Raw genomic sequence first — 12,404 nt, 5'->3', positions numbered from 1 at the left:
CATGATGGCGCGCGGGGCCCTTTTGCCATTCAGACCGATCGCAGCACCTTATCCATGAACCCCTGAACCCCATTACCACGGAATCGAAAATCGGTAGCGGGCGTTCCTCCAGGTCAGCGTCCCCGTCAAGATCAGCGCGGCTAGATAGATCAGCAAAGAACAGAGGATCGAAGTGATGACGGACCAAACTTGCGGCATACCCTGGCCGACAACGTAAGTATAGGTCCAGTGTCCGCCGATCGCCATGAGCATGGAGCAGATCCCGACCTTGATATAAGGGCGAATGCTCCAATAGAAGCCGATCGAGCTTGAGATGGACACAAAGTTCAGGAGCGTCTGCATCACAATGCCGATACCGATGCCGTAGGCAACGCCGCTGATGCCGAATTGGCTGCCTAATACGAAGATCGAGATCCCCCGGAATACGGTGGCGATGACATAGTTCCATAACATCGTTGTCGCGCGGCCGAGTCCGAGCATGATGGCATGAAGCGGGGCGTCGAAATAATGCAGGAAAAACATCGGCGCCAATATCGCCAGAAGCACGCCTGCTTCGGGCGCGTTGTAGATCAGCGTCGTGAGCGGAGTGGACCATTCGTAGAGGATAACGGTGGCCGGGGCGCCGATGAGAAGTCCCAAGTTGATCGCCTGATTCATCCGTTCATGGATGAGCAGACTGTTTTTGTTTGCCGCAGCCTCGCCAATCGCGGGGATGAGGGCGGTGGACAAGGACTGCGTAATGAAGCTCGGCATAAAAAGGAGCGGGAACGCATAGCCGGCGAGCAAGCCGAATTGCTTCGTTGCCGCAGCCGTCCCAATGCCGGCCAGCGCCAGGCTGGTCGTAATCAGCAAGGGCTGGAACGTGTTGTACAGCGAATGGACGACGCCGTGCCCCGTCGTCGGCAGTCCGATCTGCAGCAGCTCTCCGAGCGTGCGCCGGCCATGCTTGAGGTGGCGCGCCCAGGTCTCGCCCGGCAGCTTGGACTCGCCGTACAACTTGTAGCTTAGAGCCAGGAAAGAGAGGCTGATCAACTCGCTGACGACCGAGGCGGCCATGGCTCCGGCAGCCGCATAAGCAACGCCGTATGGCATCAATAGGTGAACCAATGCAAGTACGATCGCGATCTGAACGGTATGCTCCAGCACATCGGAAGCGGCAATGGTCTTCATCTGCTGCATCCCGCGGAAGTAGCCCTTTAGTACGGCCGATACAGCAACGATCGGCGCGATCGGCGTAATGGCGAGCATCGCGTAATAAGCGCGCTGGTCGCTTAACAGGATGGAGGCGATCCACTCCGACCCAAGCAAGACGACGGTCGTGAGCGTGACGCTCAAGAAACCCGTGACAGCGAGAGAGACATGCAGGATGCGCCTCACTTTCTCGCGTTCTCCGCGAGCGTGTGCTTCTGCGATCAGCTTGGAGATGGCCACTGGCAAGCCAAGCTCCGTAATCGTAATGACGAGCGGGACGAGCGGATGCGCCATCATCAGGATGCCGATACCTTCCGCGCCCAGTACGCGAGCGATATACATGCCGCTGATGAAGCCAAGAATACGGTTGATAAAGGCAGCGGCTGACAAGACCAGCGTACCTCTCATAAACGATTGCCCGTGTTGTGACATGATGGATGTCCTCCTGTTTCTCGAATATTCTAATGTATTCAGAAATCGGAGAAGCATGCGAACAAGCCGGTTGCCGGATAAGCCCGGCAACGCCAAAAGCACCGTACCTTCAGCAGGGACGGTGCTTTTGGAGACTGCCCAGGCTGCCGATATTACCTTCATCCTTGAATTTGAAAATATAATCGGTGTGAAGTCAAATCGTACTGCTGTGTTATAATTGAATCAAAGTTTCGATTTTTGAATTCACAATAGAACAGGATGGGATCCTTTGAATAAAAACGAAGTGGAAAATGAGTTGCCTCCCAATTATGATCAATTAAAAACAGCCGCGAACCGGACGTCCAATTGGAGAGAACGACTAGCTGCCGTTGAAGAGTTAGGTCAGTGGAAAACGAAACAAACCATTGATGTGCTATTGCATAGACTGAATAACGACAGCGTGTATAAGGTTCGGGAAGCTGCCTTTGGCAAGCTCAAACAATTCGGTGAAGATGTCCAGCTTCCGCCAAGAAAAAAAGGCGACTTAAGCAGAGAGGTTGCCAAAATTCTGGTAAGAATAAAGAAAAGCTTGCCGAAAGGTCATGCTTATCAGGATTTCAAAGAGAAGTTCAAAAAGATGAGACTTGATATTTATGATACCTGCGAAGGCGAAAAGGGCGACGACTTCGATAAGTGGCTTGAAGACGCGTGGGCTTCGTTAGCGACAAGGTAGTCCGGAACTGAGTATGCGGGATATGACAGAAATGCTGGAAGCGAGAGATGCGGAGGAATAAGAAGTGCAAATAGCGGTGCAGGGATTTCCAATCCTGCACCGCTATTTGCATGTAGGCGATTGGCGAACCAATCAACTTCGTATTAATTGGGTTGAGACAACGCGACAGAACGTTTCTCCGCGCTCGAGCGGATGACGGCGTCCAGCACCTCTTGATTGCGGTACCCGTCCATGAAGTCCGGAAGGCCGTCAGGGGCGAGGCCGTCCAGCAGCGTCAGGAAGTCGCCGTACTGCGACACTTTGCATCGCTCGGGAACGTCTATGACCGCCTTGGCAAGCTGTCCCGGAGCTTCTTCGCGAATCCATACGAGCTGATCGGGATTTAGCGTGGACGCATGCAGCGTTCCGAGATCGCCATAGACCGAGACCTCATGCTGATTGCCCGAGCCGATCGCGTTGCGCGATGATTGGAAGATGCCGACGGCATCACTGGTCATCCGCGCCTGAAAGCTTACGAAATCATCGACCTCGACCTTGACCATCTCCCCGGTAGCGGGATCCCGCCGCTCGGGAACGAAGGTGCGCAGCTGCGCCGACAGCTCCTGAAATTCGCCGAACAGAAACCGCGCCAGATCGATCATATGCGAGCCCAGATCGCCGAGCGTTCCCGTGCCGGTGATGTCCTTGTCGAAGCGCCACAGATACGGCGTGTCGTTAAGGACAGCTCCCCAGCTTTGCAAGTACTGGATCGAGAAGCTGCGCACCGTGCCCAACTTGCCTTCCCGAACAAGCTCGCGCGCATAGCGGAAGGCCGGCGTGTAACGATAGCTAAAACCAACCATGCCGGGCACCGGCCCCCGTTCGTACAGCTCCAGAAGCTGCTCGGCCTCCTCAAAGACGCGGGTGAACGGCTTCTCGGCGAGATAAGGTTTGCCTGCCGCAAGACAAGCGCGCAAGATATCCGAATGGACGTTGTTCGGCGTTACGGATACGATCGCGTCGACCTCGGGGTCCTCGATGAGCCTTACAAAATCAGGGTACCTTTTGCCGGGCTTGATGCCGAGCTGTTCTCCCTTCTCCGCCAACGCCCGCTCATCCACGTCGCTTACGGCCACAACCTTATAGCGGCGCTCATCCGCCATCCAACGGATATGCGAATGCGCCATGCCGCCGAGTCCGATCAATCCGATTCGATATGTCCTCATAGCTGCTCCTTTAACTGGCTGAGTATTTTCATCACTGTATATTGTCGTAACGCTCGTAAGCGTCCGTATAAATCTTTATCAGCTTCTGCAAGCCCATGTCGTTAAGCTTTTCGACGTAAGCGTCCCATTCTTGATCGACGCCGCCTTTGGTAATCCATTTGGCGCGCGTGCTCTTAATATAGCTCTCGATATCGGTGGTCAACGTCGGAAGCTCCTCGTACTCCTCGACCGTGTACATGACTTCCGGATACGGCTCCGTCACATAGTCTTTGCTCAGGCCGTCGAGCTGCAGCTTTAAGCCGTCGCCGCTTGATGGGTCGAGCTTGATGTTTTTCTCGAACTCGGGGCTGACGTATTTCGGGCCGAAGTCGCGCAGGGAGCTGTCCCAGTACCAGGCGTCCGCGCTTGTGCCGTCCGGCGGATCCATAAGCGTGTACGTGCCGTCGGCGTTCTTCTCGATCGAGGTGCCGATGGCGCCCCAGAAGTTCTGGATGCTGGCTTCGCCGGTGTAGAACTGATCCGCCCAGCGCGCGGAAATTTCGGGATATTTGTTGCTTGTCGTAATAAGCACCTCGTTGCGACGGAAGCTGAGACCGTTGGGGTCGCCAATCTGATATTTATTTCCGTCCGGTCCGGTAATCGGCACGATCGTTTCGTATTGATCGCTCCACTGGCCAAATACGGCATCCGGCGTCCACTGGTAGGAGAAGCCGACTAACGCCGCGTCGGGATTTTGGCGTTTGGCCGTCAGCATCGTGTTGTCCTGAGTAAATGTTTCCTTATCGATCAGCCCTTCGGAGAACAATTTGTTTGCCCATTCGATTCCCGCTTTGTACGCTTCGGAGGTTGGGAAATATTCCAGCTTGCCGTCCTTGACGATCAAATGATTGCCGCGAATGTCGGTTATGCCGAACGGCGCGAACAGATTCATGTCGACATCCTTGGAGTCGCTGTACGGAATTTCGTCCGCCTTGCCGTTGTCGTTCGGATCCTGCTCTTTAAACGCCTTCAGCACATTGTACAGGTCGTCAAGCGTCTCCGGCGCCTTCAACCCCAATTTGTCGAGCCATGCCTTGTTGATGACCGGCTGTACGGAGGAGTAGGGGCGCGACGGCAGCCTTGCGGGCAGCGAATAGATTTTGCCGTCCGGGAATGTGCTCAGTTTTTTCATATCCGGCATTTCGGCCATCGCCGCTTTCAGATTCGGCATATATTGCTCAATGTAGTCGTCCAGCGGACGGAACAAATTGAGGTTGTTTACGATATCGGAATCGCCGAAGGCCATGTTGCCGATAATGATGTCCGGCATTTTGCCGCTTGCCAGCATGACGGATTTTTGCGTTTCCCAATCGCTGTTGGAGATGACCTGCCAATTGATCTTGACGTTGGAGTTTTTCTCGAGCTCTTGCAGCCAGGTATTTTTCGTAAACGTATCTCCCATGTTGCCCCACCGAATCGTCAGCGCATTCAACGTCACCGGTTTGTCCGTAATCGGCAAACCTTCTTTGTTAAAGCCGCTTCCGGGCTCGCTTGTCGATTTGCCGCCAGCCTCGTTCGATCCGCCATTGTCGGGATCCGCTCCGTTGCTGCAGCCTGCAAGCACGGCCGTTCCCAATACGGAGATTAGAGCCAAACCGGATAACATTTGTTTCATCTTCGCCATGTCGAACTCCCCTTTTCATAGAATAAGTGTAACATTCCATCGCCCCTGTTAGTTCGTGTTCAAAAAGTCCGGAAGCGGGCTTTTTGAACTACCTCTATTGCTGTTCAACTCTTGACGGCGCCGATCATCACCCCCTTGTTGAAGTGCTTCTGCACGAACGGATAGAGGCACATAATAGGGAGCGTCGCGACGATAATGACGGAGTAACGAAGCAGATTGGCCAGGCGCAGCGCGATCTGGGCCGCTTCTCCCGTACCCAGCGCATTTTGCATCTGATTGGTTACCAAAATGTCCCGCAACACGAGTTGAAGCGGATGAAGATCTTTATTCTGCAAGTAGATAAGCGCGTTGAAGTAGGAGTTCCAATGGCCGACCGCGAACCATAAGGCGAGCACCGAAATGATGGCTTTGGACAGCGGCAGCACCATGAGCGCAAAGAATCGAAGATTGCCGCAGCCGTCGATCTGCGCGGCTTCCCATAGCTCGGCGGGTATGCCCGTGCGGAAGAAGGTGCGCGCCACGATGATGTCGAATACGGCGACCGAGAACGGAAGCACCATGACCAGGAACGTATCATACAGATTGAAATCGCGGATCGTCAGAAAGGTGGGCACCAGGCCGCCGTTGAAGAACATGGTGAAAATAAAGAAAAACGACAGCGGCTTGATGCCGACCAGATCCTTCCTCGACAAGGCGTAGGCCGCCGACAGGTTGACCGCGAGCCCGATCGCGGTGCCGACAACCGTGTAGGCTATCGTGTTCCGGTATCCGATCCATATATTCGAATGATTAAACAGCTCCTTGTAGCCGTCCCATGTAAATCCTTGAGGCCAGAGCCACACTTTCCCGTTGCCTACGGCCGACGGATCGCTGAAAGACGCGATAACGATAAAATAAAGCGGATATAATACAAGGATAAGCACAATGACGGACCAGGTATACAATAACGTTTCCAGCAGCTTGTCGTTATCGCGCTTTCTCTTAATAGGCAGAACATGATTCGTTGCAGTCTCCATGGCTGTCTGTCCTCCTTTCTGTTACCAGAGACTATTCTCCGAATATTTTTTGGCTATTTGGTTGACCAGGATGAGCAGCGCAAAATTAATGAGCGTATTAAAGAGATTAATGGCTGCCGAGAAGCTGTACTGCGAGCTGAGCAGTCCGATTTTGTACACGTACGTCGAGATGACCTCGCTGCCGGAAATATTCAAATTGTTCTGCAAGAGGTAGGCCTTCTCGAAGCCGACGCCGAGCAATCCGCCGACTCGCAGGATCAATAGGGTAACGATCGTCGGGATGAGCATCGGAATGTCGATATACCATATTTTCTGCCAGCGCGTTGCGCCGTCCACCGTCGCCGCTTCGTACAGGCTTGGACTGACCGCCGACAACGCCGCAAGGTAGATAATGCTGTCCCAGCCCGTATGCTGCCAGACGTCGGACCAGACGTAGATGCTGCTGAACAGACTCGCCGAGCCCATGACATTGGGCGCCTCCGCGCCGAATAGTCGGAACAGATTGCCCATGAGACCGTTGCCGGGAGACAGCAGAATCATCATGAGACCCGCGATTACAATGGTAGAGATGAAATGCGGCATATAAGTGATCGTCTGGAATACCCGCTTGTACCGGTTCGCTCGCAGTTGATTCACCAGGATGGCGAATATAATCGGAATCGGAAACATCGCGAAGCTGTACAAGCTGATCAGTACCGTGTTTTTGATCGTGATCCAGAATTGATAGGACTGGAAAAACTTTTCGAAGTATTTGAGTCCCACCCAGGGACTCTCCATAATCCCCAAAGCCGGCTTAAAATCCTTAAACGCGATAATGACCCCGTACATCGGCTTATAAGTAAAACATAACAGCAGCGTGACTGCCGGGAGCAAAAGCAAGTACAGCCCCCAGTTTTTGCCGATTCGGAGCATATACCGCTGCAGATGGGCCTTCGATGAACGATTGATCAAGTGTCCGAACCTCCTATTGCTGTGTGATGGGTCATCCCTGTTCGATTTCTTCCCCTCGCCCTTGATTATACGGACCCCTGGCGATACGATTTGGACCATCTTAAGGGGATATCTGGACCTTTGCGGAGCCGGAGTTCCTTTTCTCGGGACGGTTCGGCATGAAATATAGCCTAATCCAGACTTTTTACTGTCCATTCCGGACATTTCGCGGCAGGAGCGGAGTAGCCGGGTTGCATTTTCGATTTCCGGTATTATAATCATCTGACAACGCTATACATGGCGGTGACGCGAAGACGATCGAAGGGAGCTGCGGAGCAGGTGGCGGAACGGGCCGAGAACAAGCTGTATCCGATCAAACATTATGTCAGGATCATTATTATCATCTCCATATCCGCGCTGATTCTGGACCTTATCATCAGCTTCGCGACGATCGCGATCGTCAAGCAGCAATCCGCGCGGGATTTGCGGGACACGGCGTATTTGTACATCAACAGGATTAACGGAGATTTCTCTTATATCAACCATTTCATGGGATGGACGCTGGCCAACGACGACAATGTCAATATCATGAACACGCATGAGTTGAACGACACCGAATTCATCAAAGCCAACGATATGTTATTCCGAAGATTCGTCGAGCTTCAAAAAAGTTACGACCGCAATTACAACTTTTTTCTCTTCTTCAGCGAGAAGGACATCATGCTCAACGTGGCGCCGATGGGCTTGACGTACAAGGAATTTCAAGAGCTGAAGGGGCAGATGGACACTTACATGGATAAGAGTGTAGGTTACGATCCGTTTTATTCCCGCTGGTCGACTGTCCAACTGGACGGGACATTTTATATCCTTAATGTTTTCCTTTACCACGGCAACTATATGATCTGCCTGATTGCGGCCGACGATCTGATTGAGCCGCTGCGCCAAATCAATCTGGGCGAAAAAGGTTACGCCTCCCTATGGACCGAGGACGGGAGCCTCGTAACGAGTCCGATGTCGAACAACGGAAAGCCTGCCCATATCGAGCAGGATCGTTACGCTTGGCTCATGCCGTTCCAGACCAGAACGACCGTTAAAGGCGAGTTCGACAACGCATCGTTTTTCGTCAGGCTGGTCATTCAATTCGGCGCTTTCGAAAAAATCATGATCGCCCAGCTGCTCATCATGCTGATGGCCGTTATTGTTGCTTGCTCCTTAAGCTTCATCATGCTTTATTTCCGGAACAAGGTGCTGCAGCCGATCAAGAGCTTCTCGTACAATCTGGCCTTTTGGACCGAGGATGGCGAACCGATCGACATCGCGAGCAACAATATCGCCGAGCTGGAGAAAGCCAATAAACAGTTCACGGGGCTGGTTCAGCAAATCAAAACGTACAAAATCGACATTTACGAACGGGAAATCGAGAAGCAGCGCATTCAGCTGGATTATATGAAGCTGCAGATCAAGCCGCACTTCTTCCTGAACTGTCTGACGACCATACACAGCATGGCGCAGATGGACATGACCGAAGAGATCCAGCAGATGGCGATGTCCACGTCGATCTACTTCCGATACATCTTCCAGAACGGCCAGGACTTTGTTCGCATGGAAGACGAGATCGAGCATGTCCGCATCTATCTCGAAATTCAGAAGAACCGTTATCGCGACGCCTTTCTTTACCGAATAGAAGGAGCGGAGCAGGTGCCGGATCTGCCGATACCGCCGCTTGTACTGCAAACTTTTATCGAGAATGCGATCAAATACGCGGTCTCGCGGGATCAGAAATCGCTCATAACGCTGATCCTCAAACGCCGCCGGATCGGGGGCGAGATCGCGACCGTCATCCGGATCACGGATACGGGTCCCGGATTTCCGTCGCATGTCCTGGAGAAGCTGCGCCAAAGACTGCCGCTCGACCAGACGCATGGAACGCGGATCGGCATCATGAATACGATTCAGCGGCTGGAGTCCCTGTACGGCGGACGCGCGGCCGTGCGCTTCCGCAACCGCGCCGGCGGAGGGGCCGGCGTCACGCTGTACCTGCCGGAGCTTCCGGCCCATCCATCCGAGACAGGAGGTCAGCCGAATGCAAGCATTGCTCGTAGATGACGACTACTTTGTGGTGACGGCGCTGGAGAAGAAGGTTGATTGGGCCTCGCTTGGCGTAGACACGGTGCACACGGCCCATAATGTGGCGCAGGCGCGCGACATTTTGCAGCGGCATCCGATCCAAATTCTTATATCCGATATCGAGATGCCGCAAGGGAGCGGGCTTGAACTTCTTGCATGGATTCGCGAGGAGCGTTACAACGTGCAGGCTATTCTGCTCACCAATTACGCCGATTTCAACTATGCGCAGAAGGCGATCGAGCTGCGGAGCTTCGAATATTTTCTGAAGCCGATTCAATTCGATAAGCTTATGCTCATTATCGGGAAAGCGGTCGAACGGGCCAAGGAGCAGCAGCGGGAGGAAGAGGCTATTCAGGAGGGGTATTACTGGAAACGCAATCAGGCGAAGATGCTGGAACACTTCTGGCGCAAGCTGATCAGCGACAGCGTCTCCGCCCCTTTGAGGCCCGCCGACGTCGCCCGCGCAGCCCGGGAACAAAATCTGTCATACGGCATGGATGATTTTGTTCAGCCGCTGTTGCTTAATTTTTTTCATGCGGCGGGCAGTATGGGGATGGAAGAAAAAAATCTGTTCGATTTTGCGCTGCTAAACGTTTTATACGAGCTTTACCAGCATGCGGAATTTACGGTGGAGACGGCGCTGGAATACAGCGAAAATAATTGGATTGCCGTGCTGAAATGGAAGGGGGCGCCGAATTCTCGATTGCTCGAGGAGTTATGCGCATCGTTTATCCAGCAAGCCAATCGCTCGCTGAAATGCGATGCCTGCTGCATCATCGGCATGCCGTCAAGGCTTGGGGAGTTCGGCGCAAGCATTAGGCAATTGCTGCAACTGAACAAAGGGATTGCCAAGCGGCGCAATCAGGTTTTTGCCGCGAGTGACGTTATTGATCCGGCTGAGGAAGGCTACGCGCCTCCGGATCTGCCCCGGTTGGAGGGGCTGCTGGAGATGGGCCAGCCTGATGTTTTTTTGCGGGAAACGTCCTCGTATTTAAGCTTTCTATCGTCTCGCAACTATATCACTGTCTCCACCCTGGGCCTGTTCCAGCTCGATATGATGCAGCTCGTCTACGCCTTTCTCAAGTCGAAGGGCATTCAAGCGCATCAATTGTACAAAGGCAAGACAGGCGAGCGGCTTTTGGCCGAATCTTTGCACTCGATCGAGGATATGGAAGCTTACCTGCAGCATTTGGTGACGACGGCCTTGTCCTACCGCGATTTCGCCGAGCAGCCTACAACCGTAGCCGAAGAGATCAAACAATATATACATTCGCATTATGGCGAGGACTTGACCCGCCTTAGTCTGGCGGAGGTTTTTTACCTCCATCCCGACTATTTGGCGCGGATCTTCAAAAAGGAAACGGGCGTATCGCTGGGTACCTATGTCATCGGCGCCCGAATCGCGGCAGCCAAGCAATTGCTGCGTACGACGACGATGTCGGTGTTCGCCGTAGCGAAGAAGGTCGGTTATGCGAACTACTCCTATTTCGCCAAGGTGTTCAAGCAGGAGACCGGCATGTCGCCGAACGAGTATAAGCAGGGAGGTCGAGAGGGCTCGATTTGAAATCCCAAGTCTCTTTATCATAATACCTCTTCATAAAGAATAGATTTAGGGAAGGCATGTCTTATTTCTATTGAAGAGGGGTTGAAATACGATGCATCTTTCTGCGGCAACGATTGCGATGTTAGGCATTGGCACAGCCGTGCCCCGATATGTACTCGATCAGACCGACACGGCGCAGCGTTTGACGCACGCCCTTAGCGGGGCGCCGGACGCCGCACGCTGGGCCAAACGGATTTTCAAGAAATGCGGAGTCCAGACCCGCTATACATGCGAGCCCGATTTGCTCGAGCCGGCCGAGAACAACCGTTATTTCGCCCAATTGTCCGGATTGCCGGTTCCGACTACGGCCGATCGAATGGCGACCTATAAGCAAGAGGCGATTCCGCTGGCGCTGCAGGCAGCCAAGAAGGCCATGACCGATGCCGATATCGAACCGGAAGCCGTTACCCATCTGCTCACGGTCAGTTGTACCGGGCAATTTCTGCCGGGACTTGATGCGGCGCTCGTCCGGCAGCTTGGACTTCCCCTTTCGGTCAACCGCATTCCGCTGACCTTTCTCGGCTGCGCGGCCGGTCTTAAAGCAATCGGCATGGCGCGGGATATCGTCGCCGGACATCCGGACGCCGTTGCGCTGATCGTCAGCGTAGAGCTGTGCACGATCCATATGCAATCGACATCGGATCGCGAGGCGCTGTTTGGAGCGTCCTTTTTTGGCGATGGAGCTTCCTCTTGCGTCATCGGGAGAGCGGAGCAGCGGGATGGTCCGGTATTCGCGCTTGGCGAGGCGCGCAGCAGCCTGATGCCGGGTACGGCCGGCGAAATGATATGGGAGGTCGGCAATCACGGATACGATCTGTTTTTGTCCCCTCGCATCTCCCAGCTGATTGGGGAGAAGATTCCCGGCCAGCTTGCTCCGCTTTTGCGGGATGGGGATCCTTTTCCGGGAGTTTGGGCTATCCATCCCGGGGGTAAGGGCATTATCGACGAGCTTGAAGCAGCGCTTGCATTGTCCCCGGACCATACCCGGTTTAGCCGTGACGTGCTGCGCGATTATGGAAACATGTCCTCAGCGACCATTTTGTTCGTGCTGAAGGCGATCCGTGACACGTTTATTCGGGAAGGGGCCGATAGAACGGAGGGATTTTGTCTGGCCTTCGGTCCGGGACTTTCTTGCGAAATCGTGCCGATTGCATATCTGCCTGCTTCGGAGGACGGTGCGGCGATCGGCGCAAAAGCAGGGATGAGCGCCTATGTTTAGGACGTTTCGCGAACGCGCCTCGGCTTACGAGCTGATGGACGACCGGTCGCAGGGCGGCGAGGAGCTTAGGGAGGCGCTGCGGCATCTGCGAAGGTTAAACCGACTCTTTAGCGCGGCGGCCCCTACCTTGTTCGGAGTTAGCCGCTTATGGGCGGAGGCGGGCAAGCCGCGGCGATTGGAGGTGCTCGATATCGGGGCGGGCTCCGGCGACGTCAATGCGGCTTTGCTCAGGTGGGCCGATGCGCAGGGCGTCGAACTGACGGTGACGCTGGCCGATCGGACGCCGGAGGCCTGTGCGGAAGCGGC

Annotated in this window: 10 protein-coding genes; 5 read left to right on the top strand and 5 right to left on the bottom strand. The window is 54.1% G+C overall.

Annotated elements, in window-relative coordinates:
* Positions 1-72: 72 nt before the first annotated feature.
* Positions 73-1,623, bottom strand: a complete 1,551-nt coding sequence (spoVB, locus tag PAT3040_RS28670) for a stage V sporulation protein B (protein WP_108995371.1) — start codon at positions 1,621-1,623, stop codon at positions 73-75.
* A 268-nt stretch (positions 1,624-1,891) separates the two neighbouring features.
* On the opposite strand from spoVB, the gene PAT3040_RS28665 reads away from it, so the two are divergent.
* The gene (locus PAT3040_RS28665) at positions 1,892-2,335 is read left to right on the top strand and encodes a HEAT repeat domain-containing protein (protein WP_108995370.1); all 444 of its coding nucleotides are present in this window, start codon (positions 1,892-1,894) and stop codon (positions 2,333-2,335) included.
* Between the two features lie 143 nt (positions 2,336-2,478).
* On the opposite strand, the gene PAT3040_RS28660 is transcribed toward PAT3040_RS28665, so the two are convergent.
* The 4 genes from PAT3040_RS28660 to PAT3040_RS28645 all read right to left on the bottom strand — a co-directional run bounded on the left by PAT3040_RS28660 (position 2,479) and on the right by PAT3040_RS28645 (position 7,131).
* Complete coding sequence (locus tag PAT3040_RS28660) at positions 2,479-3,540, bottom strand: Gfo/Idh/MocA family protein (protein ID WP_108995369.1); 1,062 nt, start codon at positions 3,538-3,540, stop codon at positions 2,479-2,481.
* A 31-nt stretch (positions 3,541-3,571) separates the two neighbouring features.
* Positions 3,572-5,194 carry an extracellular solute-binding protein gene (locus PAT3040_RS28655; protein WP_373863981.1) on the bottom strand — a complete coding sequence of 541 codons (1,623 nt, stop codon included), beginning with the start codon at positions 5,192-5,194 and terminating at the stop codon, positions 3,572-3,574.
* 113 nt (positions 5,195-5,307) lie between these two features.
* Positions 5,308-6,219: a carbohydrate ABC transporter permease gene (locus tag PAT3040_RS28650; protein WP_087572149.1), complete on the bottom strand. Its 912-nt coding sequence runs from the start codon at positions 6,217-6,219 to the stop codon at positions 5,308-5,310.
* A 21-nt stretch (positions 6,220-6,240) separates the two neighbouring features.
* The gene (locus PAT3040_RS28645; protein WP_087572162.1) at positions 6,241-7,131 is read right to left on the bottom strand and encodes an ABC transporter permease; all 891 of its coding nucleotides are present in this window, start codon (positions 7,129-7,131) and stop codon (positions 6,241-6,243) included.
* A gap of 357 nt (positions 7,132-7,488) precedes the next feature.
* On the opposite strand from PAT3040_RS28645, the gene PAT3040_RS28640 reads away from it, so the two are divergent.
* The 4 genes from PAT3040_RS28640 to PAT3040_RS28625 all read left to right on the top strand — a co-directional run.
* On the top strand, positions 7,489-9,255 hold the full coding sequence (locus PAT3040_RS28640; protein ID WP_258235203.1) for a sensor histidine kinase: 1,767 nt from the start codon (positions 7,489-7,491) through the stop codon (positions 9,253-9,255).
* Positions 9,233-10,840 (top strand): response regulator transcription factor, encoded by a 1,608-nt coding sequence (locus tag PAT3040_RS28635; protein WP_087572151.1) that lies wholly within the window; start codon positions 9,233-9,235, stop codon positions 10,838-10,840. The genes PAT3040_RS28640 and PAT3040_RS28635 overlap by 23 nt, the downstream gene beginning before the upstream one ends.
* 91 nt (positions 10,841-10,931) lie before the next feature.
* On the top strand, positions 10,932-12,098 hold the full coding sequence (locus tag PAT3040_RS28630; RefSeq protein WP_108995367.1) for a type III polyketide synthase: 1,167 nt from the start codon (positions 10,932-10,934) through the stop codon (positions 12,096-12,098).
* Positions 12,091-12,404 (top strand): class I SAM-dependent methyltransferase (locus PAT3040_RS28625; protein ID WP_507763380.1); only part of this gene is annotated, 314 nt, incomplete at its 3' end. The genes PAT3040_RS28630 and PAT3040_RS28625, both read left to right, overlap by 8 nt.

Source organism: Paenibacillus agaridevorans, from assembly GCF_003112455.1.
GTDB classification, from domain to species: domain Bacteria; phylum Bacillota; class Bacilli; order Paenibacillales; family Paenibacillaceae; genus Pristimantibacillus; species Pristimantibacillus agaridevorans.
Note: the sequence above shows the minus strand (reverse complement) of the source record. Positions and strands in the feature narration are given on the sequence as shown.

Bases quoted from the DNA above. Each gene is read 5' to 3' on its own strand.
- spoVB (WP_108995371.1), bottom strand. From the start codon at position 1,623: ATGTCACAACACGGGCAATCGTTTATGAGAGGTACGCTGGTCTTGTCA.
- PAT3040_RS28660 (WP_108995369.1), bottom strand. From the start codon at position 3,540: ATGAGGACATATCGAATCGGATTGATCGGACTCGGCGGCATGGCGCAT.
- PAT3040_RS28655 (WP_373863981.1), bottom strand. From the start codon at position 5,194: ATGAAACAAATGTTATCCGGTTTGGCTCTAATCTCCGTATTGGGAACG.
- PAT3040_RS28650 (WP_087572149.1), bottom strand. From the start codon at position 6,219: ATGGAGACTGCAACGAATCATGTTCTGCCTATTAAGAGAAAGCGCGAT.
- PAT3040_RS28645 (WP_087572162.1), bottom strand. From the start codon at position 7,131: ATGCTCCGAATCGGCAAAAACTGGGGGCTGTACTTGCTTTTGCTCCCG.
- PAT3040_RS28635 (WP_087572151.1), top strand. From the start codon at position 9,233: ATGCAAGCATTGCTCGTAGATGACGACTACTTTGTGGTGACGGCGCTG.
- PAT3040_RS28630 (WP_108995367.1), top strand. From the start codon at position 10,932: ATGCATCTTTCTGCGGCAACGATTGCGATGTTAGGCATTGGCACAGCC.